The following is a 24908-nucleotide window of genomic DNA, read 5'->3' as shown; positions in this document are numbered from 1 at the left end:
TCGCGTCGACCTCTTCCACGGATCATCCCGAAAGGCCATCGGCCGTGCGTACCGACCTGCACACCACCGACCGACTCACCACCGACCCACTCACCGCCGTCCGCAACCTGGGCATCCTCGCCCACGTCGACGCCGGCAAGACCACCGTCACCGAGCGGATCCTCTACCTCACCGGCACCACCCACAAGCGTGGCGAGGTCCACGACGGTACGACCGTCACAGACTTCGACTCGCAGGAGCGCGATCGCGGGATCACCATCTTCGCCGCGGCCGTGAGCTGCGCCTGGGACGGTCACCGGATCAACCTCATCGACACGCCGGGCCATGTCGACTTCGCCGACGAGGTGGAGCGCTCGCTGCGCGTCCTCGACGGCGCGATCGCCGTGTTCGACGCGGTCGCCGGGGTCGAGCCGCAGAGCGAGTCGGTGTGGCGGCAGGCGGACCGGCACGGGGTGCCCCGCATCGCGTTCGTCAACAAGCTGGACCGCGCCGGGGCCGATCTCGACGCGGCCGTCGATTCGATCCGCCGGCGGCTGCATCCGGCGCCGCTGGTGGTGCAGTTGCCGATCGGTACGGAGGACGGGTTCACCGGAGTGGTGGATCTGCTCCGGATGCGGGCGCTCGTCTGGTCCGGCGGCGGTACGGACTCCTACGAGGAGGGCCCCGTGCCCGACTCCCTGGTGGCGGAGGCGCTGCGGCGCCGCAGGCTGCTGGAGGAGGCGGTCGCGGAGCTGCACCCGCTCGCGCTGGAGGAGTACTGCGCCGAATCGACGCTCTGTGCACGGACGTTGGTCCGCGCGCTGCGTGACCTGACCCGTACCGGCGAGGGTGTCGTGGTGCTGTGCGGTTCGGCGTACCGCAACCGGGGGATCGAGCCGCTGCTGGAGGCGGCCGTCGCGTACCTGCCGTCGCCGCTGGACGTACCGGCGGTGCGCGGTACGCGGGGCGGCACGGTCCAGGAGCGGACCGCGGACCCCGCGGGGCCGTTCGCGGCGCTGGTGTTCAAGGTCAACTCGACCGCCACGGGTCGGCTGACGTTTCTGCGGGTGTATTCGGGAACGGTCGGAAAGGGAGAGGCGGTGCTGGACGTGGGTACGCGCCGTACGGAGCGGATCAGCCGGATCCTGCGGGTCCAGGCCGACCGCCACGCGGAGGTGGACCGGGCGGTGGCCGGGGACATCGTCGCGGTGGTCGGGGTGAAGGCCGCCCGCGCGGGCGCCACCTTGTGCGTACCGTCGGATCCGCTGGTCCTCGAACCGCCGACCGTCGCCGATCCGGTGGTCTCCGTGGCGGTCGAGGCGCGCGGCCGCAACGACGTCGACCGGCTGGTGTCGGCGCTGGCACGGCTGGTCGAGGAGGATCCGTCGCTGGTGGTCCGTACCGATTCCGAGACCGGTCAGACGGTGCTGTCGGGGATGGGTGAGCTGCATCTGGAGGTCGCGGTGGAGAAGATCCGCCGCGCCCACGGGCTGGACATCGGCGTCGGCAGGCCGCGGGTGGCCTACCGGGAGACGGTCGGGCGCGGGGTGTCGGGGCTGGTGTACCGGCACGTCAAGCAGGACGGCGGCGCGGGGCAGTTCGCCCATGTCGTCATCGACACCGAGCCGTTGGAGTCGGCGCCGGACGCCGGGCCGGACGCCGGTGCCGATGCCGATGCAGCCACGGACGGCGCCGCGAAGGCCGACTTCGTGTTCCGGTCGACCGTCGTCGGCGGACGCGTACCGCAGGAGTACGTCCGGGCGGTCGAGGCCGGCTGCCGGGACGCGCTCGCCGAGGGGCCGCTCGGCGGTCACCCGGTGACCGGCGTACGGGTCACCCTGACCGACGGGGCCGTCCACGCGAAGGACTCGTCGGAGATGGCGTTCCGAACGGCCGGGCGGCTCGCGCTCCGCGAGGCGCTGCGGAGCGGCACGATGGTGCTGCTGGAACCGGTGGTCGAGGTCACCGTGACCGTCCCCGACGAAGCCGTCGGCGGGGTGCTCGGCGATCTGGCGGCCCGGCGCGGCCGGGTCTCAGGCTCGACGGCGCGTGCCGGTACGACGGTGGTCACCGCGACCGTGCCGCTGGCCGAGCTGTTCGGCTACGCGACCCGGTTGCGCAGCCGCACGCAGGGCCGGGGCACCTTCACGGCCCGGCCGACCGGCTACGCGCCGGCGCCGAGCCCGGTGGCGGGGACGTAGCCGTCCGACGCCGACCCGGTAGCCCCCCGGGGGGCCTCGCCCGCGTACGCGCGTACGCGGGCGAGGCCCCCGCCATCCCCGGCGCGCGTCGTCCTCGACGCCGCGCCGCCCTCCGGCCGCGCTCACTCTCCGCTCACGCTCCCTGCTGCCGGGCCGCTCGGAGCGGACGGACCGGCCACCGGGCGGTCCCGGGCAGACCTGCCCCCGCCCACCCGAACCGCTACATGGACATTTGGGGCGTATTCTGAACATCGCTCGCAATGTTCCTGGCGGGTCCCCGATTCCCGCCCCCCCAGGTCCACGAGAGCCGGGCCGGGCACCCGCAGGGGCGGCCCCGGACGTCGTCGTACGACGATCCGGACACGCGCACGCTGGAGCCCCTTCTGGAAAGGATCGAGTCATGGCCGACGAGTCACGAGGCGACGATGTCTACCAGCCCGAGTACTCGGACGTGCGGAACGCCCCCTCCGACGATCTCGACCTGGAGAACGTGCTGGACGAGCCCGGGCTGGACGACATGATGGCGGAGGGCTACTCCCCGCCCGAGCATCCCCTTGGCGTCAACAAGTACGGGGTCACCAACGAGGAGCAGCGCGAGGGCGAGTCCCTGGACCGGCGGCTCGTCCAGGAAACCCCGGAGGTGCGTCCGGAGCGGGGCGACGACGTCGGTGACGTGCCCGACGGTGAGGGCGAGCCCATCGACCCGGAAGTGGGCGACGCGCGGGCGGGACGGCTGGAGCCGGTGGACGACATCGCGCCTCGCCGGCACTCGGACGTGTCGGCCCGCGACGTCGGGATCGACGGGGGCGCCGCGTCGGCCGAGGAGGCCGCCGTGCACGTCGCGTCGGACGAGGACATCGAAGGCTAGGCCCTGTCCGGCTCGGCTGCCCAGGGAGCCGCCGTGGACGATCGAAGCGCGGACGGGGACCGCTTGGCGCGGTATCACGACAGGCGCCGGTTCGACGCCACCGACGAACCGTGCGGCGAGAACGCCTCCCCCACCGGTGAACCGTCGTTCGTGATCCAGATCCATGACGCGCGCCGTCTGCACTTCGACTTCCGGCTGGAGGTGGACGGCGTGCTCAAGTCCTGGGCGGTGCCGAGGGGTCCGTCCACCGATCCGGGCGACAAGCGTCTGGCGGTGCCCACCGAGGACCATCCGCTGGAGTACCGGGAGTACGAGGGCGTCATCGCCTCCGGTCAGTACGGGGCCGGCCCGGTCATCGTCTGGGACCGGGGGACCTACCGCCCGCTCCGGGCCGCGGGTCCCGGCGCGTTCGCCGCGGCCCTGGACAGGGGGCATGCCTCATTCTGGCTCAACGGGCAGAAACTGCGCGGCGCCTTCGCGCTCACCCGTTTCCGCGACGGCCGGGACGGCTCGGCCGAGGCGTGGCTGCTGGTGAAGAAGACCGGTCCCGGCAGTACGCACGCCCGGCGCGGCACACCCGACCCACGGCGTGCCCGCTCCGCGCGCACCGGCCGGACGCTGAGCCAGGTGGACGGGGCTGACCGGGCGGACCAGGTGGACCAGGGTGTGCGGGAGCGGCGAATGCCGGATCATGGGAGCAGCCGCGTCCATCGATCCGAAGGCAACAACCATGCGTGACCCAGAACTTGGCGCAGCACTTGACGCCGACGACGTCCGCCGTATCGCGCTGTCCCTGCCGCGCACCGTGGAGAGGGAACTCTGGAACATCCCCACCTTCCACGTCGCGGGGCGGATGTACGTCACAGTGCCCGACGACGGCACATCGTTCGCCGTCCGCTGCCCCAAGTTCGAGCGTACGGAGCTGATCGCGGCGGAGCCCGACAAGTTCTGGGTCCCGCCGCACGAGGCCAACTCCTCATGGGTACGGGCCCGGTTGAGCGCGCTGGAGGACGAGAGCGAGCTGTACGACATCCTGGTCGACTCCTGGAAGCAGGCCGCCCCGGCGGACCTCGCGGAGTCCTTCGAGCACTGATCGACCGCGCGGTCGTCAACGGCCGACGACCACAACCAACGACGACCGACGAGCACGACCGATGGCGAACAACGCCGCAGAGCACAGGAGCCCCGCATGCCCCCGAACGACGCCGCCCCCGACTACCACCCGTCCGGCGACGACGTACCCCGGAGCCCCGCGCGGCTCGTCGAGGCCAACGGCGTACGCCTGTGCGTCCAGACCTTCGGCAGCCCCACCGATCCGACCGTCCTGCTGATCAGTGGCGCGGGGAGTTCGATGGACGGCTGGGACGAAGCGTTCTGCGCGCGGCTCGCGGCCGGCCGGCGCCATGTCGTCCGCTACGACCAGCGGGACACCGGCCGGTCCGTCACCTCCCCGGCCGGCGCCCCCGACTACACCTTCTCCGCGCTGATCGCGGACGCCGTCGGCCTGCTCGACACGCTCGGCGTGGACCGGGCCCATCTGGTGGGCATCTCCATGGGCGGTGGCCTCGCCCAGTGCCTGGCCGTCGCACACCCCGACCGGGTCGCGACGCTCACGCTCGTCTCCACGAGCCCGGCCGGTCCCACCGGATCCGAACTGCCGCCCCCGTCGGACGAGCTGCGAGCGCAGTTCGCCGATCCGGCCCCCGAGCCCGACTGGTCGGACCGCGCGGCGGTGATCGCGTACATGGTGGAGGCCGACCGGCTCTTCGCCGGTTCGGCGCCGTTCGGGGAGGAAGAGGAGGCAGCGGCAAGGGAGTCGGCGAGCCGGACCGTCGACCGCACCTCGAACATCGAGGCGGCTCTGAAGAATCACTGGGCGCTCGCGGACGACGACGAGCCGGTCACGGTCCGGCCGGCGGACGTGGCCGCGCCCACGCTCGTCCTGCACGGCACCGAGGATCCGCTCTTCCCCTTCGGCCACGCGCGGGCGCTGGCCGAAGGGATTCCCGATGCCCGACTGATCGCCCTAGAGGGGGTCGGTCACCAGGCACCGCCGGCCCGGGTGTGGGACACGGCGATTCCCGCCGTCCTGCGCCACACGGACCGGGAGTGAGAACGAGTCACTTCACCCCGGTTCGCAGCACCTCGGTTTCACGTCAATTCGGTTCACGTCACCTCGTTGAGATGTCCCGTCGCCACGTCGAAGACAAATCCGCGGATCGCGTCCTTGTGCACGATGAACGGGCTGGCGGTGATCCGCCGAATCGACTGACGTACGTCGTCCACCACGTCGGTGAACGCCTCCGCGGCCCACTCCGGCCGGATCCCCGTCTCGTTCTCGATGTCCCGCTTGAAATTGTCGTCGGTGAAGGTGAGCATCCCGCACTGGGTGTGGTGGATGAGGATGATCTCCCTTGTTTCGAGTAGCCGCTGACTGATCGTCAGAGAACGGATCACGTCGTCGGTGACCGCTCCCCCGGCATTCCGGATGACATGCGCCTCGCCGTCCTGGAGACCGAGAATGCGGTAGATGTCCAGCCGGGCGTCCATGCAGGCCACGACGGCGAGGCCGCGGGACGGGGGCAGCCGCAGCGGTCCCGTGAATGTCTCCGCGTAGACCGTGTTGTTGGCGAGGAATTCTTCGGTGACGGACACGACAGACCCACTTTCCGCAGTTGGCGACGGAGCCACGGTAGAGGGCCGAGATTCGAACACAGAAGACGACTGACCGCCGCGCCACAACTTCGCAATGATCCGTCAACAAACACGGTGTGTTGCCGCCTCGTTTCAGCTTCGTGGCCATTCCCGCGCCGCGCTTCCCGCCTTGTCGGAACGGCCTTACGGTCCAGAGGCACGCGCCGGTGTCTGTCCGCCGTAGTGCCGTGGCGATCCGCCACACCCCTCTTCTCTCCGTCTCAACCGTGCGAGGCCGCCAGCCATGAGCCAGCCCGTCGACTCCGTCACCGCGGGGCACACTCCCGACGACACCTCCCGGCCGGACCCCAGTGCCGCCTGGTCCTTCGAGACCAAGCAGATCCACTCGGGTGCCGTGCCCGATCCGACGACCGGCGCGCGTGCCGTTCCGATCTACCAGACGACGTCGTTCGTCTTCCGGGACACCCAGCACGCGGCCGACCTCTTCTCGCTCGCCGAGCCCGGCAACATCTACACCCGCATCCACAACCCCACGCAGGACGTCTTCGAGCAGCGGATCGCCGCGCTGGAGGGTGGTGTCGCCGCCGTGGCGCTCGCCTCCGGACAGGCCGCCGAGACGCTCGCGATCCTCACGCTGGCCCGCGCCGGCGACCACATCGTCTCCAGCACCTCGCTCTACGGCGGCACTTACAATCTCTTCCGCCACACGCTCCCGCGCTTCGGTATCGAGGTGTCCTTCGTCGACGACCCGGACGACATCGACGCCTGGCGGGCCGCCGTCCGCCCGAACACCAAGGCCCTGTTCGCCGAGACGCTCGGCAATCCGCGCGGCAACGTCCTCGACGTACGGGCGGTCGCCGACGCGGCCCATGCCGCGGGTGTCCCGCTGATCGTGGACAACACGGTGCCGACTCCCTATCTGCTGCGCCCGATCGAGCACGGCGCGGACATCGTCGTCCACTCGGCGACCAAGTTCCTGGGCGGGCACGGCACGACCCTCGGAGGCGTGGTGGTCGACGCCGGCACCTTCGACTTCGGCGCGCACGCCGAGCGCTTCGAGGACTTCCACACCCCGGACCCGAGCTACCACGGGCTGCGCTACTGGCCGGACCTGGGACCGAGCGCGTTCGCCGTGAAGCTGCGTGTCCAACTGCTGCGCGACATCGGCCCGGCGCTCTCGCCGCACTCCGCGTTCCTGCTGCTCCAGGGCGTCGAGACGCTCAGTCTGCGCGTCGAGCGCCATACGTCCAACGCCCTGGAGTTGGCACGCTGGCTGGAGCGGCGCGACGAGGTCGCCGTCGTGCACCATCCGGGCCTGGAGTCCAGCCGCTGGTACGAGGCGGGCCGCCGCTACCTGCCGCGCGGCGCCGGCGCGGTGCTCTCCTTCGAACTGCGCGACGGTGTCGACGCGGGCAAGCGGTTCGTGGACGCGGTGGAGCTGTTCAGCCATCTGGCCAACATCGGAGACGTACGGAGCCTGATCATCCATCCGGCGTCGACCACCCACAGCCAGCTCGACGAGGAGCAGTTGACCGCCACGGGTACGGCTCCGGGGCTGGTGCGGCTGTCGGTGGGGCTGGAGAACATCGACGATCTGAAGGCCGATCTCGAAGCGGGGTTCCGCGCCGCCAAGGCGGCGTCCTGAGTACGGCGCGGTCGACCGCGCTCCCTCTCCCGCCGGCCACCGGGGCCTGGCAGGAGGGGGATCCGCCGGGGCGCCGCGCCTGGGTGGCCCTGGCGGAACCGCTGCCGCTGGAGGGCGGCGGGTCGCTGCCCGGGGTGCGAATCGCGTACGAGACGTGGGGGCGGCTCGCCGCCGACGGGGCGAACGCGGTGCTGGTGCTGCACGCGCTGACCGGTGACAGCCATGCCGCCGGTCCCGCCGGTCCCGGTCATCCGTCGGCGGGCTGGTGGGACGCGCTGATCGGTCCTGGCAGAGCGTTCGACACCCGGCGGTGGTTCGTGGTCGCGCCCAATGTCCTGGGCGGCTGCCAGGGCACGACGGGCCCCGCGTCGGCCGGACCGGGCGGGGCGCCGTGGGGGCCGTCGTTCCCGTATCTGACGCAGCGTGACCAGGTCGCGGCCGAGGCCCGGTTGGCGGACGCGCTGGGCATCGGGCGCTGGGCGGCGGTCGTCGGCGGTTCCATGGGCGGGATGCGGGCTCTCGAATGGGCCGTGAGCAGGCCGGAGCGTACGGGGTCCCTGCTGGTGCTCGCGTGTCCGGCGGCGGCGTCGGCGGAGCAGATCGCCTGGGGCGCCGTGCAGATCGGGGCGATCCGCTCCGATCCCGGCTGGCGGGGCGGGAGTTACCACCGGGCCGGGCCGGGCGGCGGTCCGCACCGCGGGCTGGGTGTCGCGCGCCGGATCGCCCATGTGACCTACCGGAGCGAGCCGGAACTGGCCGCCCGGTTCGGCGGCGGGCCCCAGCCGGGCGAACACCCCTGGCGGGGCGGGCGTTACCAGGTGGAGTCGTATCTGGACCACCACGCCGAGAAGTTGGTGCGCCGGTTCGACGCGGGCAGCTACATCGCACTCACCGAGGCGATGAACGGCCACGACGTCGGGCGGGACCGTGGCGGCGTGCGCGCCGCGCTGAGCCGGGTACGGATGCCGACGCTCGTCGCCGGGGTCGGCTCGGACCGGCTCTATCCCCCCGCGCAGCAGGCGGAGTTGGCCGCCGCGATACCCGGCGCCGACCGGCCCCGGACCGTGGAATCGCCGTACGGGCACGACGGCTTCCTGATCGAGACGGGGCAGGTCGGCGCCCTGGTGCGGGAGTTGCTGGCCGAAGCGGGTCAGTACGGCAGCGGCTCGTCGGCCAGGTAGGGCGGCGCGGGCTCGTACTGGATGTACCGGCGGACCGCGCGGGCGTGGTCACGTCCGTGGAGCCGGCCGACCAGCCACAGGGCCATGTCGATCCCGGCGGAGACACCCTGACTGGTGATCAGATTCCCGTCCACGACGTAGCGGGCGTCACGGACGACGGTGACGTCGCCACGGGCCTGGAGCGCGTCCTCGAATCCGTGATGAGTGGCCACGCGCCGGCCACGGGCGGGACCGGCCTCGTGCAGCAGGAGCGAGCCGGTGCACACGCTGGTGACCCAGTCTGCGTCGGCGGCCGTCCCGCCGATCCACTCGATCAGCGCGGGGTTGTCCACCTCGTGCCGGGTTCCCCGGCCACCGGGGACGAGCAGCACGTCCAGCGGCGGGCAGTCGCCGAGCGTGTGGTCGGGCAGCACCCGCATACCCTTGCCGCACCGGACCGGGCCGGCGCGCTCGGCCACCAGGACGGCGGTGTCGGCCTGGTCGCGCAGCATGGAGGAGGCGGTGAACACCTCCCAGGGGCCGACGAAGTCCAGTTCCTCCGCGCCGTCGAAGATCAGCAGTCCGTACGTGGTCATGGGTGGTCCTCCTGTGTCATGGGTCCCTCGTGGTAGTCGGCCGACCGGAACCGGTTGCGGTAGTCGGTCGGCGTCACGCCGCAGTGGCGGTGGAACGCGCGCCGCAGTGATTCGGAGCTGCCGAGCCCGCAGCGGCGCGCGACGGCGGTGACGGGGTCGTCGCCGCCGGTCAGTGCCCGCTGGGCGGCCTCCACCCGTACGCGCTCCACGTACTCGGCGGGCCCCACCCCCAGCTCCGCGGCGAACCGCCGCTGGAAGTGACGCAGGCTCAGCCCGGCCCGTGCGGCCAGGTCCGCCGGGGTGTGCGGCGCGCCGGGATCGGCGTGGACCGCCGAGACGGCGGTGCGGATCGGGTCCGTGGCCGGCTGCGCGGACCAGAGCGGGACGCTGAACTGCGCCTGGCTGCCCGGCCTGCGCAGGAACAGCACGAGATGCTGGGCGACGGTGTGGGCGACGTCGCGGCCCAGGTCGTCCTCGACCAGCGCCAGAGCCAGGTCCATCCCTGCGGTCACTCCGGCCGACGTCCAGACCCGTCCGTCGCGGACGAAGATCGGCCGGGTGTCCACCGTCAGCTCGGGATGCTCCCGGCGCAGCTGGGCGTCGCGGCTCCAGTGGCTGGTGACACGGCGGCCGGCGAGCAGCCCGGTGGCGGCGAGCAGGAACACACCGCTGCACACCGACGCGATCCGGCGGGCCGTGGTCGCCGCCTCGGCGATCCACTCGACGAGCGCGGGGTCCCGCGCGGCGGCGTGGACCCCGCCGCCGCCGACCACCACCAGGGTGTCGATCCCGGCGGGGTCCAGCTCACCGATCCCATGGTCGGCGTGCACGCGCAGCCCGCTGGTCGAGCGCACCGGGCCCGCGACGGGGGCCAGGATCCGGCAGTCGTAGCCGGGATCGGCCCGGCCGGCCTGCTGGAACACCTCGAAGGGGCCCGAGAGGTCGAGTGACTGGAATCCCTCGAAGATCACGAAGACGACGCGTCGCTGCTGCACGTCCGCCAGCCTGGGCCTTCGGCAATCGCGTCGTCAACGACGTACGGCCCACACATCGCGCCATGCGCCAAGCGATCCGGCGGCCGGCGATCCGGCGGCCGGCGATCCGGCGGCGAGCGATCTGGTCGGGTGAACCACCGCCCCGCCTGCCCATCAAGATAATTCGATCATGTTTGAGTACCTTTCATGAAAAATCGCCTGAAACTCAGCATGTTCCTGGTCGCCACGAGCGCGGTCGTGGTGGCGGCCGGCCCGCTGCCCACCACCGCCCAGGAAGCCGCCGCCCAGCCGCACACCGCGCCGCTGCACCGTTCGGCGACGCCGCTGGTCGACCGCTACATCGTGTCCATCGACGCCGCCTTCGACGCCAACAAGCTGCTCAACCGGGCCGGGGTGAAGCCCCTGTTCACGTACACGAGCGTGCTGCGCGGGTTCGCGGCCGAGCTCAGCACCGCCCAGCTCAGGACCGTCCGGACGACGCCCGGCGTGACGGCCGTCGAGCAGGACTCCGTGGTCGAGGCGCTGCAGACCACTCCCGCGAACAGCCGGGTCCCCGCCTCGTCCTGGGGCCTGGACCGGATCGACCAGCAGGCGCTGCCGCTGGACGGCGAGTACACCGCGCGGGGCACCGGCAAGGGTGTCACCGCGTACATCATCGACACGGGCATCGAGTTCGGTCACGACGAGTTCGGCGGGCGCGCCAAGCCGGGCTACGACGCCGTCGGGGACGGGCAGCAGGGCAAGGACTGTCAGGGGCACGGCACGCATGTGGCGGGCACGGTCGCGGGCCGTACGTACGGTGTCGCTCCCGAGGCCGACCTGGTGAGCGTCCGCGTCCTGGACTGCAAGGGCAAGGGCACCTGGTCGGGGATTCTCGCCGGCTTCGACTGGGTGGCGGGCAACGCCAAGCAGCCGGCCGTGCTCAACGGCTCCCTGGGCGGCCCGAAGTCCGTCGCCGTGAACAGCGCGACGACCGCCCTGTCGAAGAAGGGTGTCCTGCCGGTCATCGCCGCCGGCAACGACGCGGTGGACGCCTGCACCGTCTCGCCGGCCTCGGCCGAGGGCGTCGTGACGGTCGGCGCGACCGACAAGGACGACAAGCAGACCGGCTTCTCCAACCACGGGAAGTGCCTGTCGCTGTACGCGCCGGGCGCCGCCATCGTGTCGGCCAAGCTCGGCGGCGGGAGCACCGCCCTCAACGGCACCTCGATGGCCTCTCCCCATGTCGCCGGTGTGGCCGCGCTCTACAAGTCAGCGCACCCGGAGGCCACGGTGGACGAGGTCGCCGCCCGGCTCAACGGCTCGGCCACGGAGAACCGGCTGTCCGCCGTCAGCGACGGCTCGCCGAACCGGCTGCTGTTCACCGACGGGCTCTGACCGTACGGCGCCGACAGCCGGGCGGGGACCCACATGGCGCACGAAGAAGCGATTCAGCAGGCCGCTGTTCGAGGGATGAACCGGGTCGTTCGGAGAACATCCGCACGAGCCGGGACAGGCTTTCGGCGACCTGTTCCACCCCCACCCGCACCACAAGGAGTTTGCTGTGCGACTTCGTACCAGTGTGGCCGCCACCGTCGGCGCCCTCGCCCTCGTCATCACCCTGCCGGCCTCGGCCGGCGCGGCCCAGGGCGACTTCACCTACCAGCACTACAACCGGGCCGGCATCGCGCAGACATCGGGTCTGATGAACCCGCAGAGCCGCGAGTGCATCACGCTGCCCGAGGTCGAGAACGCGCGTACGGCGCCGGCGCACTCCCCCCGCAACAACACCGACGCCACGGCGACGGTCTTCGCGGGTGTCGACTGTGAAGGCCCGCACTTCACCCTCCGGCCCAACGGGGGCCACGCCTCCGAGCGCCTGAAGGTCCGTTCGGTCGTCTTCAGCTGACTGGCTGACCGACCGAACCACTGACCGGCGGACCCGGCCGGCCGACTGAGCCCGGCCGGGTCCGCCGACCAGCCGCCCCGCCACGAGCGACACCGCTCGTGCCGGGGCGGCGCCATGTGCGGACCCGTACGGCGTGGCCCGTCAGGCGTACTCCCGCTCCCTCGGCGTGAAGATCAGATTGCGGCTCTTCTCGGGACGGTCGCCGGTGACGGGGACGAGGCGGCCGTCGGACTCCGAGATCCAGCGGAAGGTGTAGTCGAGTCCCGCGAAGGGCTCGGTGAGCCTGCCGAGCAGCGTCTTGTGCAGGGCTTCGAGGATGATGACGGGACGGTCGCGCCCGATGAGGCGCCGCGCTCCCGCCAGGACACCCGGCTCATGGCCCTCGACGTCGATCTTGATCAGGTCCACCGGGGTCTCCCCCAGCGTCTCGTCCAGGGTGCGCAGCCGGACGCGGGTCGTGAACGAACTGGCCACCGGCTTGCTGAAGTCCTCCAGCGAAGAGCCGGTGGAGAGCAGATTCGCCAGCGGGAAGCGGATGTTGATGTCGGCGGTCCCGGCGCGGTCCGAGACCCCGTTCTGGTGGAGCACGAGATTCCGCAGACCGTTCGCCCGGTGGTTGACCGCCAGCCTGGCGTGGATCGGCGGCACCGGTTCGAAGGCGTGCACCGTGGCCTCGGGGGCGGCGAGAGACGCGATCATCGCGTAGTAGCCGACATGCGCGCCGACGTCGAGGATCGTACGGCTGGTGGCGGCGAGCCGGCTCCAGTGGTGCAGGCTCGCCGGCTCGTAGCCGAAGCGGCCGTTCCACACGGTGTCGAGGGCGACGGCCTCGTCGTTCGCGCAGAACATGACGAACGGCGGACAGTGGTCGCAGTCGATCTCGACCCAGCCGTGGTGCGGGAAGCCCTTGCGGTGCGTGGTGATGATGTCGGAGGTCGTGACCGGCCTGACGCGTGCCGCCTCCCGTGCCGTCCGGCGGTTCGCCTCGTCGAGATCGCGGATCCGGGTCCCGGTGGGAGTCCCGGTCCCGGTGCCAGTCCCAGTCCCGGTCGGCGCACCGGCCGGCCGGCCCGGCCGCCGCTTCCCGTTGCTCGCGCTCGATGCGATCTTGCGGAGGATCTTCACGGGGCTCCTTGATGTCGTCCAGGCGGCCGGGCGGGTAGGCCGATGGTGTCGACACCGGGTGAGCGGCTGATGTTGACGTGGTGAACGCGGGGGAACCATCCCGTCCGCACCGCGAGCCCGCGAGACCACGAGGCAGAGGCGGGCCGCGGCCGCCGGCGGGCGGGCGCGGTGCCGGGGCGGCAGCCCCGCGCACGGGTTAGCTTGCGGTATGCCCTCTGACAACGACGCACGTTTCGGCAGGATCGGTATCTGGAGTTCGGCCCTGCACCCTTCGGACCCCCGCGGCCTCTCGGCGGTCTCGGCGGCGGTCGCCGAGCTGGACGCGCTGGGATACGGGACGATCTGGATGGGCGGCAGCCCCTCGCTCGACCAGGTGGCTCCCGTCGTCCGGGCGACCCGGCACATCACCGTCGCGACCGGCATCCTCAGCATCTGGGAGCACACGGCACAGGCCGTCGCCGAGCGGACGGCGCGGATCCAGAAGGACGCGGGAGGGCGCTTCGTCCTCGGACTGGGCGTCAGCCACGGCGGATTCAACCCGAACTACGCACGGCCCTACTCGGCCATGGTCGAGTACCTCGACGCCCTGGACGCCGCGGCCGATCCGGTGCCCGCTTCGGGGCGCGTCCTCGCCGCGCTCGGCCCGAAGATGCTGAAGCTGTCCGCCGGCCGGGCGGCCGGCGCCCACCCCTATCTCGTCACGGCGGAGCACACGGCACAGGCACGCGCGACGCTCGGTCCGCACGCGCTCCTCGCGCCGGAGCTGACCGTCGTACTCGACACGGACATCGACCGGGCCAGGACCGTGGCGCGCGGGATGCTGTCGATGTATCTCCAACTGCCCAACTACACCGACAACCTGCTCCGACTCGGCTTCGCCGAGGGCGACTTCGCGGACGGCGGCAGCGACCGACTGCTGGCCGCGCTCTTCGCGCTGGGCGACCCCGGGACGGTGCGTGCCCGTGTCGACGAGTACCTGGCCGCCGGCGCCGACCACGTGGCCATCCAGGTGCTGTCGGGCGACCGGGGCGAGGATCTGCCGCTCGCCCAGTGGCGCACGCTGGCCGAGGCGCTGGAATTGCCGCCGCGCGTCTGACGTACCGTCACCAACCAACCGGTGCCGACGTGTTGACGTCGGCACCGGACGTACATGGATGACTCCGGCAACGCGGCGAGGTGCGGTACCACGCTCGCGGGGCGAGCGGCTTCACGGAAGCGAAGACCACGCCGGCGGCCGGAGCGGTCAGACGCGTTCCAGGACGATCACCGGGATCTCCCGGTCCGTCTTGGTCTGGTACTCGTCGTACGCCGGCCAGACCTCGGCCATCCGCCGCCACATCTCCGGCTTCTCCTGCGGGCTCGCGGTGCGCGCCCGGGCGGTGAAGCGGTCGCCCTTCACCTGCACATGGACCTCGGGGTTCGCCTGGATGTTGAGGTACCAGAGGGGAGGCGAGTCGTCGCCGCCCTTCGAGGCGACCACCAGCAGATCGTCGCCGTGGGTGCGGTAGATGAGGGGGGTGCTGCGCTGCTCGCCGCTCTTGCGGCCGGTGGTGGTGAGGATCAGCGTGGTCGTGCCGTTCTCCCACTCGTGTCCCACCTCGCCGTCGGTCTCCTGGTAGCGCTTGACGTGCTCTTTGCCGAACAGCATCTGCCGTCTCTCCTTACTGGGTCTCGCTCGGCCCGTGGCGCCCGCCTGGGAACGCCTGGAGCCCGTGCGAAGCCGACCGTAGCAACGTCCGGGCGACGGCGGCCGTTGTGCGGCGCGCACCGCGCGCCGCGTGTGTGACACGGTGAACGGCGGTGCGAAGGCGGTTATTCCGATGCGGCTGTCCCGCGATTACCGGGGCGGTCGGCCCAGTTGCAACGTGTCGGCGAAGGAGTCTTCCCACGTACGCCATTTCCCGGGGACTTCCGAGGGCTTTACGTATGCGTACGCGTAACCGTACTCACCCTCGCGCTCGTGCGCCGGCGTGACGGGAGTGCGTCCGCGCGTGCGGGCGTCGGCGTAAGCGTCCTCGTAACTGTCCCGGATTTCCGTTTCGTCGATCAGCGAAGGGCTGGCGCGGTCCATCCGCAGCGCGTCGACGGATTCCGCGAGGAGTTCGTATTCCGTGGTTTCGTCGCGCGTGGCGACGCGAATGAGGTGACCCGCCGCCAGATGTTCCGCGACGCGGTCCTGATGGGCCTGATTGTCGCGCCAGGCCCGCAGCATCTGGGGTACGTCGGGGACGGTGTCCGCCAGAGGGGCGAGCGCCCGCGCGGGAAATTTCTCATTGTCGGGGCTCGGATCGAGGCGTTCGGCAATCCAGGTCGCGCGGTCCCGTAACCACCACAGTGCAAGTGACAGAGTGGGTGCGCGATACGTTCCCAGGGGTACGCCTATCCGCTCGCCGCCACTGACACCGTAGGCGGTGACATGGCACAGGAATTCATCATGCACGGCCGCTCTCCTCGCGCCGTTCATTGGTGGCCCGATGGCCTGGGACGTAATGCTGAGTGGTGAAGGTGCGCGGTGACGGGGCGATTCCCGGAGAGCAGAATGAATGATCTTCTGGGGCGCCCCGACTTGTTATTATGTAGTTCGCCGACTCACTGTCACGGCATCATTCTGGCCAGAGTTCGAGGGTGTTAATCCCTCTCCTGGCCGAAATTCCGCGCGGAGCGCGGAACCCCGCCCGGCCCCGGCGGACGCGGTGGTCGTCCCCCAACCGCCTTGCACCGCACCGACCTTGACGTTCACTGTATGGAGTAGCAGCGGAACGCTGCGGCACAGGACACCAGGGGGGCACATGGCGACGGGGAGAGACAGTGACGAGAAGAGAACGGGTCCGGACGGGAGTGAAGGGCCGGGCGCGAGCGCGGGCAGGGGCGCGGACGAACCCACCGACGCCGTACCGCCTTCGGTCCCGGCGCGACCGCTGACACCGCCCCCGACGCCGCCCGCGGCACCGCCGGCCCAGCCTCCGGCCTTCGGTCCACCTATCCCGCCGACGCCGCCGCCTCCCCCGCCCGCCGGCCCTCCGGCTCCCTCCGGGCATGTCGCCGCCGTCGCGCTCCTCAACCTCACGGGACTCGGGCTCGGTTACGTCCTGATCCGCGACTGGGTTCGGCTCGCCCTCAACCTGGTGGCGACCGGACTGCTCCTGTTCCTCGTGCTGCCGGCCGACACAGACGGCGCACCGGGCCTTGTTGTCGCCCTGTACGCCCTGGTGCTGATCGGCGCGGCCCTCGACGGTGCGCGGCGCGTGCGGCATCCGGCCCCGCGAGCGCCGCTGATGCTCCCCGCCCTGCGGCCCGCCGTGGCCGTCGCCGTGGCTCTGGTACTGCTCGCGATTCCGGTGGGGGGCGCGGTCGCCTACGACTCGGAGCGGAAGGAGGCCGTGCAGCGGATGCTGCTCGGCAGGCTCGCCGAGGCCGACAAGCAGGTCGAGGCGCTGCGCGACAGCGACAGGAAGGACAAGACCGCCGGATACGCCTCCGCCCTCGGTGTCTACCGTGAACTCGGCGAGAACGAGGGGGGTTCGAGGGCGGGCAAGCTCGTGCCCGAGCGACTGGCCACGTTCTACGACGCCGTCTCGCGCCCGTACGCCGACAAGGAGTACTGCGAGGCCGTCGCCCCTCTCAAGTACCTGCGTGACGTGCCCGATTCCGTCGACGGCAAGCTACTCGGCAAGCTGGCCACGTGGCCCGACGAGCCGTTGGCCACCTCGCTCCTGGAGTGCGGGAAGGCGGGTCTTGCGCCGGACCGGTCGGGCACGGACCGGGGTGAACTGGCCGAACTCATCTCCACGTTCCCGAAGTCGGCTCAGGCGGCTGCGGTGAAGCCGGCCGTCGACACCGCGATAGAGCAGCGCGCCGGAGAGCTGGACGGCGCCGATCCGTGCACGACCACCACGGAGTTGGAGAACATCTCCGAGATGGTGAAGTCCTTCGAGACGGACACCGCCGCCCTGAAGAAGGCCGCCGCGTCGGCCGTGGAGAGCGGGACGTACTCCTGCGGCGTGGACCAGTTCAAGGACAAGGACTTCGATCTGGCCCTGGAGACGCTGACGTCGTTCAGGTCCACGTACAAGGCCAGCGACCGCGGGGATCGGGCGAGGGAGATCGCGATCGCCGCCGAGATCGCCGCCGAGCGCGGGGCGGCCGGCAAGCGTCTGCCGCCGGAGAAGGCTCCCGGCGGTGCCCGGCTGGAGGTGGTGATCAGCAACGACGCCTCGGACGCGGTGGAGATCCTCTACACGGGACCCGTGACGGGGACGATCAAGATCAAGGCGTGCGACGGCTGCGAGAACTACTCCAGCTCCGTCGCGGCCGACAAGGCGTGCAAGGGCTCCGGCAAGGGCTACCCGAAGAAGACACTGCGGCTGCCCGTGGGTGACTACCACTTCCTGCTGAAGCACTCGGGGGACTCGGCCGACGACGTGACCAGCACGACGGACGGGATGTCGATCGATTCCGGCTACTCGTACACGTACTGCTCCTACGTGGTCGAGACGGGCCCGTTCGACGACATCCGGCCGGCGGACCCGCTGGAGCCGCTGCTGTCCCGGTAGTGCGGTGGCCGGGGAGCGCCGGCCGGGATTCGCGGCTAGGGTCTGTCCGGTGGATCTTCGGGGGCCCGGGACGCCTGGCACGGCACCTCGCTTCGTTGACAGCGTTTTCGAAGGCATCCGAGTACCTCCAGTGCGAGCACGATCCCTCCGCCTTGCGACGCACCGCACCAGACGCCGTCGGCCCCGCCCTCCGGGCGGACGGCGCTACTGTCACAACACGCCCCAGACCGACCGCAGCGCCCGGCCGATGCCCGCGATGCCGTCGGCGATGGCGGTGGGGGTACTCGCCGCGTAGCCGAGGACAAGGCCGGGCGGTTGGGGTGTCTGGCTGTGCCAGGACAGGGGTTGGACCTTGACGCCGTGGGCGAGGGCGGCGGTGGCGAGGGCGGTGTCGGTGATGCCGGGGTCCGTCACGCCGCCGCCCGTCGTTGGCGCGTCGAAGGTGACCGTCAGATGCAGGCCCGCCGCCGCTCCCCGTACGACAGCGCCGGGCAGGTGCTCGGCGACGGCGGCGATCATCGCGTCGCGGCGGGCACGGTGGCGGCGGCGCAGCGTGCGCAGCAGGCGTTCCAGCTCGCCGGACTCCATCAGGTGGGCGAGGGCCAGTTGGGGCAGTGCGGCGTTGCCGAGGTCGGTGAAGCGCTTGGCGTCCACGAGGGCGTCGTGGTACTCGGCGGGCACGACGACCCAGCCGACGCGCAGCGCGGGGGCGAGCAGCTTGGAGACGCTTCCGGCGTAGCAGACGTGCTCGGCGAGCATCGATCGCAGTGCGGCGACCGGCGGCCGGTCGTAGCGGTGTTCGGCGTCGTAGTCGTCCTCGATGATCAGTCCGCCGTCCTGCGCCCATGCCATGAGTTCGCGGCGCCGTTCGCCGCCGAGGACGACTCCGGTGGGGAACTGGTGGGCCGGGGTGACCAGTACGGCGGGGGCGCCGTCGGCGCGCAGCGCGTCGACACGGATTCCGTCGGCGTCGACGGGGACCGGTGGGGTGCGCATGCCCCAGTGGCGGAGGTGCTGCCGGGCGCCGAGCGATCCGGGGTCCTCCACGGCCACGTCGGAGATCCCGTGGCGGGTGAGTACCTGGGCGAGCAGGCCCAGGGTCTGCGCGGTGCCCGCGACGACGACGATCCGTCCGGGGTCCACGGTGATGCCCCGGTTGCGGGCGAGCCAGTTCGCGACGGCCTGCCGCAGCGCGGGGGTGCCGCGGGGGTCGCCGTAGCCGAAGTCCGACGCGGCGAGGGTGCCCAGTACGGCGCGTTCGGCGCGCAGCCAGGCGGCGCGCGGGAAGGACGCCAGATCGGGGACGCCGGGGCTCAGGTCGACGCGCGCCGGGGTGGCGCGTACGACGTCGAAGACGTCCGGGCCGGGCTGGTCGGTGAAGGGTGTCCGGGCCGCCGTGCCCGTGGTCGTGGTGGGCGGCGCGCCGAACTGCCGTACGGGAGCGCGTCGTTCGGGCACGGACACGGGTGCGGCGACGACGGTCGTACCCGCTCGGCCGTGGCCGGCGACATGGCCGTCCTCGGTCAGCCGCTGGTACGCCTCGGTGACGACGCCGCGCGAGACGTGCAGCTCCGCCGCGAGGGTGCGGGTGGCGGGCAGTCGGCTCCCGACCGGCAGCCGCCCGTCCGAGATCGCGCGCCGTAGCTGTCCGGCGAGCCAGCCGGAGAGTTCGCCCTTCGGCGCGTCGTCGACCGTGAGCTGAAGGAAGTCCGCGCCGTACACCTCGGTTCGCGGTGTTACGGACCTGCTTGGTGGCTGGCTGTGGGGCCTGTGCATGAAGCCATTATGGGTGGGGGGTTACCGCGTACCGTGTCGGTCCTCGATCGTCGGACGGGCCACGCGGCGATCGGCTCAGGGCGTCCTATCCCGCCCGGTGGGCCGTGAGCAGGGCCAGCGGGGTAGTCGCCGCCCATGCCTGCGGCGAGCAGGAGTGCGGGTACGGGATAAGTCCGTGGCCGTCCTGCCTCGCGTGGCCCGCGATGACTTCGGGCAGCCGGTGGCCGTGTGCCGCCGCCGCGTCGAGGAGCCCGCCGCTCACCCGCGCGGCTTGCTCGTGCAGTCCGTGGCGGGCGAGTCCGAGCGCGATGACGGCGTTGTCGTGCGGCCAGATGGAGCCGCGGTGGTAGGAGAGCGGGTGGTACGGGGCCTGGCCCGCCGCGAGGGTGCGGATGCCCCAGCCCGAGAAGAAGTCGGGCTCCAGCAGCCGGCGGCCGACGATCCGGCCGCGCTCGTCGTCGAGGATGCCCGACCACAGCAGGTGTCCGGCGTCCGAGGCCAGCGCGTCGACCTGGCGCCCGGCTCCGTCGAGGGCGAGGGCGGGGAAGCCGCTGCGGGGCATCCAGAAGTCGTCGTGGAAGCGGGCCCGCAAATCGTCCGCCGCCGCGTCCAGTTGGTCCGCCTCGACGGGGTCGTCCCATGCCGTACGGGCGAGGGTCGCCGCGCCGCGCAGGGCGTCGTACGCGTAGCCCTGGGCCTCGGCGACGGCGATGGCGCCCGTGGCCTGGGTGCCGTCGGCGAAGCAGACCGCGCCGGCGGAGTCCTTCCAGTTCTGGTTGAGCAGGCCGCCGGGGTCGCCGGCGTAGACGAGGTAGCCGTGCCGGGCGAGGCCGCCGTGTCCGAACATCCAGCGGACGGCGGCGCGGGCGTGGGGCTTCAGGCGGCGCGCGAGGGTGGGGTCGCCGGTCTGCCGGGCGTGGGCGGCGAGGAGCGCGACGAAGAGCGGGGTGCTGTCGACGGAGCCGTAGTAACGCCCGTACGGGACCTGCCGGAAGTGGGACAGCTCGCCGTGGCGGATCTCGTGCACGATCTTGCCGGGCTGGGCGACGGCCGCCGGGTCGTGGGTGGTGGCCTGGGTGGCGGCGAGCGCCAGGAGGGTCGACTCGGCGATGTGCGGCAGGTGGGGCAGCGCGAAGAACGAGGTGAGCAGTGAGTCGCGGCCGAACAGGGTGAGGAACCAGGGGACTCCGGCGCCGGGGACACGCAACTCCTCGCCGTCCGGACCGGTGGCCGGGATGTGCAGCAGCGCGAGGTCGGCGAGTCCTTGGGCGCACGCCCGGCCGAGCGGGGTGTCGTCGGCCGGGAGCGCGGGAACGGGCCGCAGCCGCGCGGCGTCGCGCCGTATGTGCTCCTCGGCCTCTTCGGGACTGCTCGGAGCGGGCGGCGGTTCGGCGGCGCCGTGGGCACGCGCCGTGACGGTCAGGGTGAGTTCGGCGCTGCCGTGGGCGGGCAGCGGCAGATGCCAGGTGAGGTCGCGGCCGGTGTCGCGGCCGGTGACGGCGGTGGGCGCGGGGGTGGCGGTGACCGTGGTGGACGACCGCCAGCCGACGCGCCGGTAGGTGAACTCGATGCCGCCGGGGACGGTGTGGATGTCCCGGCCGGCGTCGGGCTTGTCGTACGTACGGCGGTCGCCGCGCAGCTCGAACTGGTCGGCGAAGTCCGCGTCGGCCTCGACGGTGACGGCGAGCGTGGTGTCCTGGGCGATGTTGCTGATGATCCGTACGCGGTCCACCAACCGGCCCTGTACGAGGGCCTGTCGTCGCAGCAGCGTCCAGCCGGAGGGTTCGTCGCGGGTGCTGCTCGCGGTGAGCACCGCCGTCGTGCCCCCGGCGGAGTCGCCGGGCACGAGGGCGGTGGGTACGGCGCCGTCGACGGTCAGCCGCCACCGGCTGAGGTGGCGCGCGTCGCGGACGAACAGGCCGTCGGGCGAGCCGCCGCGGGTGCCTGTGATGTCGCCGCTGCCGTCGAGTGCCGCGAACGTACCCGCGTGGACGAGGAGTTGGGGTGCGGTGCTCATCGGTCCCCGCCCTCCCCCGGCTCCTCGGTGCGGGCCAGCAGGTCCAGGACGACGGCCGCGGTCCAGCTGAAGTCGGTCGTGCCGCGGGCCCGGCCGGTGCGCGGGTCGACGTATTCGGCGAAGCCGGAGGCACCGGCCGAGGAGAGGATCGCGTGCCGCAGGTCGTCGGCGCGTGCGAGCGCCCCGTGCTGCCGAAGTCCGCGTTCGACAGCCCAGTTGATGTTGAACCAGGCGGGTCCGCGCCAGTACCGGGAGGAGTCGAAGGAGCGGCCGCGCAGGTCGTAGCTGGGGGCGAGTGCCGTGGTGGAGCCGAGCCCGAAGTGTTCGCCGGACGCGGTGCGAAGCAGCGCCTCCACGACGTCGTCGGGCAGGTCCGGTACCAGCAGTGGGAGCAGGCCGGCGACGCTCTTCTCCTCGATGGGTGTGCCGGTGCGCAGGTCGCGGCAGAGGAACAGGCCGGCTTCGGGGTGCCAGAGGCGCTCCACCAGGGCGGTGGTCAGGGCGCGGGCGCGTTCCCGGTGCGGCCGCGGTTCCTGACCGAGTGTCACGGCGATGGCGGCCAGGGCGTGTTCGGAGACGATGAGGAAGGCGTTGAAGCCGGGGTCCTCGACGACGAAGCCGTGCGGCGCGCGGGTGCCGACGTCGGTGCCGGTGTCGACATCGGCGTTGCTGTCGGTGTCGGCGTAGCCGCGCTCGCGGTAGTCGGTGGCCAGCCGTACGTAGCGGCCGTAGTCGAGATCGGTGGGCCGGTCGGCCGCGTCGCCGTGGGTGAGGTCGGCGCGGCGGAACGAGGCGGCGGGCGCCGGGTCGACCCGCTCCAACGGCCGGTCCCAGCAAGGGCTGTTGTCCATGCCCGGTTCCCACGGGTGCAGTACGGACGCGAGGCCGGCGCCGCCGAGGTCGCGGTTCGTGTGCAGATACCTGTGCCAGGCGGTCAGGCGCGGGTAGACCCGCTCAAGGAAGCCGCGCCGCCCGGACGTCTCGGGGTCGCTCTCGTGAACGAGCCATGCGGCGAGGGCGTGCACGGGCGGCTGGACGATCCCGGAGGTCTCGATGTCCGGGGGCGCGCCGGCCGTGGCTCCGGCGGTGCTGGAGCGCCAGAAGTCGGGGCTCGGGAAGTAGGCGTCGAGCGGCACGGCCGGGTTGAACACGATGTGCGGGATACGGCCGTCGTCCCACTGGGCGCCGAGGAGCGTTTCGAGTTCGCGCTGGGCCCGGCGGGGCGAGAGGCGGGACAGCCCGACGGCGATGAAGGCCGAGTCCCAGCTCCACTGGTGCGGATAGAGGGTGTGGGAGGGCACCGTGGAGGTGCCGGTCCAGTTGGCGAGCAGCACGCGCGACGCCGCGGCGCGCAGGGCCGCCCGGCGGCCGGTCCGGGTCCCGGACGCACCCGTGCCGGGGGGTGCGGGCGGGCCGGCGGTGGTGGCCGTCATGCCCCCGACCTTCGCAGCAGGGTGGGGATGGAGCGTACGGCTTCGACGGGGTCACCGGTCAGCCGGCACTCGACGGCGAGGTAGCCCTCGTAGCCGATGGAGTGCAGCGCGGCGAGCCAGGCGGGCCAGTCGAGGTGGCCGGCGCCGGGCTGGAACCGGTTGGAGTCGCTGACCTGCGCGTGACCGATGTAGGGCGCGGCGGCGAGGATGGCACCCGCCGGGTCGGCCTCCTCGATGTTCATGTGGTAGCTGTCGATGCCGATCCGGACCGAGTCGAGGCCGACGGCGCGGATCAACTCTGCTGCCTGGTCGAGGCGGTTGACCATGTGGTCCTCGTACCGGTTGAGCGGCTCCAGGAAGAGGGACACCCCTTCCCTGCGCGCGTGTTCGCCGAGTTCGGTGAGCCCGTCGAGCAGTACGGCGCGCTCCTCTTCGGCGCCGCGCGGCGGCTCGAAGGGGGGGAGGCGGCGGGAGAACATGCCGTACGACGCCGGGGTCTGGGCGCCGAGTCCGCCGAGTTCGGCGATCACGGAGAGCTGGGACTTGAGCTGGGCGATCGCGTCGCGGCGCAGGTCTGCGTCGAAGGCCGCGAAGAAGTGGAGCATGTCGACGCAGACGGTCGGCATGACGACGCCGTCGCGGCGGGCGGCGCGGAGTTCGGGGAGGCGTTCCTGGAAGTGGAGGTCGCCCCTGGCGCGCAGTTCGATCCCGTCGAATCCGGCGTCACGCGCGAAGTCCCACTTCTGCTGAAGGGTCTCCCCCGGCAGCAGCTGCTCTTGGCAGGCGGTCTTGAGCATCGGGGAACCTTTCAGAATTCCAGGACGATCTGGAGGGCGTCGGCGGGGCGTTCGTCGAGAAGCGCGTAGGCGTCGGCGGCCTCGGCCGCGGGGACGACATGGCTGACGAGTGACGCCACGTCGACCCGCCCTTCGGCGACGAGTGCGAGGAAGGTCCGCTGGAGGCGCTCCACCGTCCAGCGGCCGGCCAACTGCGGTGGCACACCGCCGATCTGAGAGCTGATCAGCTGGACGCGGTTGTGGTGGAACTCGTCACCGAGCCGCAGTCCCGCGCCGTCCCCCTGGTAGAAGCCGGAGGCGACGACGCGGCCCCCGACGGTGACGGAGCGCAGGGCCTCGTGGAGGGCGGGGTAGGCGCCGCTGATCTCGATGGCGACGTCGGCGCCCCGGCCGTCGGTGGCTTCGCGTACGGACTCGGCGACCGCGTCGGTCAAGGCGTTGAGGGTGCGGCTCGCCCCGTAGGCGCGCGCCGTGGCGAGCCGGCCGTCGAGTGCGTCGACGGCGGTCACGCGGGCGCCGTTGAGCTGGGCGAGCCGGGTGGTGAGGAGGCCGATGACGCCCTGGCCGAAGACGGTGATGTCCTCGCCGACGTGGATGTCGGCGGCCAGGACGGCGTTGTAGGCGATGGCGCCGACCCGGGCGAAGGCTCCGGCGAGCGGTTCGAGTCCTTCGGGCAGGGTGTGGCCGATCATCCGCTCGACGGGGACGATGCCTTCGCTGCGATGGCCCCAGATGCCCCAGACGAGGTCGCCGACGCGGGGCAGCCCAACTGCCGGGCCGGTTCCACGATCGCCTTCGAGTTCGAGTCCGAGTCCGAGTTGGCGATCACGTTCGCGTTCGAGTTCGGGTGAGACCTCGGTGACCTCGCCGACCTCGGAGTACCCCCAGCCCGCGACGGGGTACTCAATGCCGGCGGCGCCGTCGCGGAAGATCCGCGCGTCGGGGTCCCAAGTGCGGGTCAGATACGGGTTGGTGCCCCGGTAGGCGGTGAGTTCGGTACCGGCCGAGATGCCCGAGTAGCGGGTGCGGACCCGTAGATGGCCGGGCGGCAGCGGGGCACTGGCGTGCGCGGCCACTTCGACGTGCCGTGGGGCGGTGAACTGGACGACGCGTTCCACGTGAGGACTCCGAGATGTCGTTCGGTGCTGAGGTTCCGGCGGGTGCGAGGGGGTTCCGGCGAGGCCGGGGTGGGGTTCCGGCGAGGTGCGGCGTGGGATGAC

21 protein-coding genes and 1 pseudogene are annotated in these 24908 nt (G+C 71.9%); 11 read left to right on the top strand and 11 right to left on the bottom strand.

Annotation, left to right across the window (positions count from 1 at the left end; all coding sequences use genetic code 11):
* The first annotated feature begins 44 nt into the window (after positions 1-44).
* The 5 genes from fusA (at position 45) to OG700_RS36665 (ending at position 5161) form a co-directional block, all read left to right on the top strand.
* Complete coding sequence (gene fusA, locus OG700_RS36685; RefSeq protein WP_405621271.1) at positions 45-2180, top strand: elongation factor G; 2136 nt, start codon at positions 45-47, stop codon at positions 2178-2180.
* 400 nt (positions 2181-2580) lie between these two features.
* Positions 2581-3048 (top strand): DUF5709 domain-containing protein, encoded by a 468-nt coding sequence (locus OG700_RS36680; protein ID WP_405621269.1) that lies wholly within the window; start codon positions 2581-2583, stop codon positions 3046-3048.
* Positions 3049-3081: 33 nt separating this feature from the next.
* Entirely contained in the window at positions 3082-3786 is a 705-nt protein-coding gene (locus OG700_RS36675; RefSeq protein ID WP_405621267.1) for a DNA polymerase ligase N-terminal domain-containing protein, read from the top strand.
* The gene (locus OG700_RS36670; protein WP_405621265.1) at positions 3779-4141 is read left to right on the top strand and encodes an MmcQ/YjbR family DNA-binding protein; all 363 of its coding nucleotides are present in this window, start codon (positions 3779-3781) and stop codon (positions 4139-4141) included. The genes OG700_RS36675 and OG700_RS36670 overlap by 8 nt, the downstream gene beginning before the upstream one ends.
* 96 nt (positions 4142-4237) lie before the next feature.
* Entirely contained in the window at positions 4238-5161 is a 924-nt protein-coding gene (locus tag OG700_RS36665; RefSeq protein WP_405621263.1) for an alpha/beta fold hydrolase, read from the top strand.
* Positions 5162-5214: 53 nt separating this feature from the next.
* Here OG700_RS36665 and OG700_RS36660 read toward each other — a convergent pair whose 3' ends face one another.
* Positions 5215-5703 (bottom strand): beta-class carbonic anhydrase, encoded by a 489-nt coding sequence (locus OG700_RS36660; RefSeq protein WP_405621261.1) that lies wholly within the window; start codon positions 5701-5703, stop codon positions 5215-5217.
* A 283-nt stretch (positions 5704-5986) separates the two neighbouring features.
* Between OG700_RS36660 and OG700_RS36655 the strand changes: the two genes are divergently transcribed.
* Entirely contained in the window at positions 5987-7348 is a 1362-nt protein-coding gene (locus OG700_RS36655) for a bifunctional o-acetylhomoserine/o-acetylserine sulfhydrylase (RefSeq protein ID WP_405621259.1), read from the top strand.
* Positions 7345-8529 carry a homoserine O-acetyltransferase gene (locus OG700_RS36650; protein WP_405622242.1) on the top strand — a complete coding sequence of 395 codons (1185 nt, stop codon included), beginning with the start codon at positions 7345-7347 and terminating at the stop codon, positions 8527-8529. Before OG700_RS36655 ends, OG700_RS36650 begins: the two co-directional genes overlap by 4 nt.
* Here OG700_RS36650 and OG700_RS36645 read toward each other — a convergent pair.
* Positions 8499-9104 carry a DJ-1/PfpI family protein gene (locus OG700_RS36645; RefSeq protein WP_405621257.1) on the bottom strand — a complete coding sequence of 202 codons (606 nt, stop codon included), beginning with the start codon at positions 9102-9104 and terminating at the stop codon, positions 8499-8501. The two genes, OG700_RS36650 and OG700_RS36645, sit on opposite strands and share 31 nt — an antisense overlap.
* Positions 9101-10099, bottom strand: coding sequence for a GlxA family transcriptional regulator (locus tag OG700_RS36640; protein ID WP_405621255.1), 999 nt, complete (start codon positions 10097-10099; stop codon positions 9101-9103). The genes OG700_RS36645 and OG700_RS36640 overlap by 4 nt, the downstream gene beginning before the upstream one ends.
* A 186-nt stretch (positions 10100-10285) precedes the next feature.
* Here OG700_RS36640 and OG700_RS36635 point away from each other — a divergent pair, with 186 nt between their 5' ends.
* Positions 10286-11476, top strand: a complete 1191-nt coding sequence (locus OG700_RS36635; protein WP_405621253.1) for a S8 family serine peptidase — start codon at positions 10286-10288, stop codon at positions 11474-11476.
* A gap of 166 nt (positions 11477-11642) precedes the next feature.
* Positions 11643-11987 (top strand): hypothetical protein, encoded by a 345-nt coding sequence (locus OG700_RS36630; RefSeq protein WP_405621251.1) that lies wholly within the window; start codon positions 11643-11645, stop codon positions 11985-11987.
* A gap of 141 nt (positions 11988-12128) precedes the next feature.
* Here the strand turns inward: OG700_RS36630 and OG700_RS36625 are convergent, their stop codons facing one another.
* Positions 12129-13112, bottom strand: a complete 984-nt coding sequence (locus tag OG700_RS36625) for an FkbM family methyltransferase (RefSeq protein WP_405621249.1) — start codon at positions 13110-13112, stop codon at positions 12129-12131.
* Between the two features lie 208 nt (positions 13113-13320).
* Between OG700_RS36625 and OG700_RS36620 the strand changes: the two genes are divergently transcribed.
* On the top strand, positions 13321-14208 hold the full coding sequence (locus OG700_RS36620) for an LLM class F420-dependent oxidoreductase (RefSeq protein ID WP_405621247.1): 888 nt from the start codon (positions 13321-13323) through the stop codon (positions 14206-14208).
* A 147-nt stretch (positions 14209-14355) separates the two neighbouring features.
* Here OG700_RS36620 and OG700_RS36615 read toward each other — a convergent pair whose 3' ends face one another.
* Together OG700_RS36615 and OG700_RS36610 are read right to left on the bottom strand one after the other, a co-directional pair.
* Entirely contained in the window at positions 14356-14760 is a 405-nt protein-coding gene (locus tag OG700_RS36615) for a nitroreductase family deazaflavin-dependent oxidoreductase (protein ID WP_405621245.1), read from the bottom strand.
* A 396-nt stretch (positions 14761-15156) separates the two neighbouring features.
* Positions 15157-15552, bottom strand: a pseudogene (locus OG700_RS36610) (hypothetical protein); the annotation flags it as partial.
* Between the two features lie 349 nt (positions 15553-15901).
* Between OG700_RS36610 and OG700_RS36605 the strand changes: the two are divergent.
* Complete coding sequence (locus OG700_RS36605) at positions 15902-17665, top strand: hypothetical protein (protein WP_405621243.1); 1764 nt, start codon at positions 15902-15904, stop codon at positions 17663-17665.
* Between the two features lie 210 nt (positions 17666-17875).
* Here OG700_RS36605 and OG700_RS36600 read toward each other — a convergent pair whose 3' ends face one another.
* The 5 genes from OG700_RS36600 to OG700_RS36580 all read right to left on the bottom strand — a co-directional run bounded on the left by OG700_RS36600 (position 17876) and on the right by OG700_RS36580 (position 24806).
* Complete coding sequence (locus OG700_RS36600) at positions 17876-19441, bottom strand: PLP-dependent aminotransferase family protein (protein WP_405621241.1); 1566 nt, start codon at positions 19439-19441, stop codon at positions 17876-17878.
* 85 nt (positions 19442-19526) lie between these two features.
* Positions 19527-21458 carry a glycogen debranching N-terminal domain-containing protein gene (locus OG700_RS36595; protein ID WP_405621239.1) on the bottom strand — a complete coding sequence of 644 codons (1932 nt, stop codon included), beginning with the start codon at positions 21456-21458 and terminating at the stop codon, positions 19527-19529.
* Positions 21455-22891, bottom strand: a complete 1437-nt coding sequence (locus tag OG700_RS36590) for an MGH1-like glycoside hydrolase domain-containing protein (RefSeq protein ID WP_405621237.1) — start codon at positions 22889-22891, stop codon at positions 21455-21457. Before OG700_RS36590 ends, OG700_RS36595 begins: the two co-directional genes overlap by 4 nt.
* Positions 22888-23688 carry a sugar phosphate isomerase/epimerase family protein gene (locus OG700_RS36585; RefSeq protein WP_405621235.1) on the bottom strand — a complete coding sequence of 267 codons (801 nt, stop codon included), beginning with the start codon at positions 23686-23688 and terminating at the stop codon, positions 22888-22890. The genes OG700_RS36590 and OG700_RS36585 overlap by 4 nt, the downstream gene beginning before the upstream one ends.
* A gap of 11 nt (positions 23689-23699) precedes the next feature.
* The gene (locus OG700_RS36580) at positions 23700-24806 is read right to left on the bottom strand and encodes a zinc-binding alcohol dehydrogenase (protein ID WP_405621233.1); all 1107 of its coding nucleotides are present in this window, start codon (positions 24804-24806) and stop codon (positions 23700-23702) included.
* Positions 24807-24908 lie beyond the last annotated feature (102 nt).

This window comes from Streptomyces sp. NBC_01508 (genome assembly GCF_045040315.1).
In the GTDB taxonomy this organism is placed as follows: Bacteria; Actinomycetota; Actinomycetes; order Streptomycetales; family Streptomycetaceae; genus Streptomyces.
Note: the sequence above shows the minus strand (reverse complement) of the source record. Positions and strands in the feature narration are given on the sequence as shown.

Bases quoted from the DNA above. Each gene is read 5' to 3' on its own strand.
- OG700_RS36680 (WP_405621269.1), top strand. From the start codon at position 2,581: ATGGCCGACGAGTCACGAGGCGACGATGTCTACCAGCCCGAGTACTCG.
- OG700_RS36670 (WP_405621265.1), top strand. From the start codon at position 3,779: ATGCGTGACCCAGAACTTGGCGCAGCACTTGACGCCGACGACGTCCGC.
- OG700_RS36665 (WP_405621263.1), top strand. From the start codon at position 4,238: ATGCCCCCGAACGACGCCGCCCCCGACTACCACCCGTCCGGCGACGAC.
- OG700_RS36655 (WP_405621259.1), top strand. From the start codon at position 5,987: ATGAGCCAGCCCGTCGACTCCGTCACCGCGGGGCACACTCCCGACGAC.
- OG700_RS36645 (WP_405621257.1), bottom strand. From the start codon at position 9,104: ATGACCACGTACGGACTGCTGATCTTCGACGGCGCGGAGGAACTGGAC.
- OG700_RS36635 (WP_405621253.1), top strand. From the start codon at position 10,286: ATGAAAAATCGCCTGAAACTCAGCATGTTCCTGGTCGCCACGAGCGCG.
- OG700_RS36620 (WP_405621247.1), top strand. From the start codon at position 13,321: ATGCCCTCTGACAACGACGCACGTTTCGGCAGGATCGGTATCTGGAGT.
- OG700_RS36615 (WP_405621245.1), bottom strand. From the start codon at position 14,760: ATGCTGTTCGGCAAAGAGCACGTCAAGCGCTACCAGGAGACCGACGGC.
- OG700_RS36605 (WP_405621243.1), top strand. From the start codon at position 15,902: ATGGCGACGGGGAGAGACAGTGACGAGAAGAGAACGGGTCCGGACGGG.
- OG700_RS36600 (WP_405621241.1), bottom strand. From the start codon at position 19,441: ATGCACAGGCCCCACAGCCAGCCACCAAGCAGGTCCGTAACACCGCGA.
- OG700_RS36595 (WP_405621239.1), bottom strand. From the start codon at position 21,458: ATGAGCACCGCACCCCAACTCCTCGTCCACGCGGGTACGTTCGCGGCA.
- OG700_RS36590 (WP_405621237.1), bottom strand. From the start codon at position 22,891: ATGACGGCCACCACCGCCGGCCCGCCCGCACCCCCCGGCACGGGTGCG.
- OG700_RS36585 (WP_405621235.1), bottom strand. From the start codon at position 23,688: ATGCTCAAGACCGCCTGCCAAGAGCAGCTGCTGCCGGGGGAGACCCTT.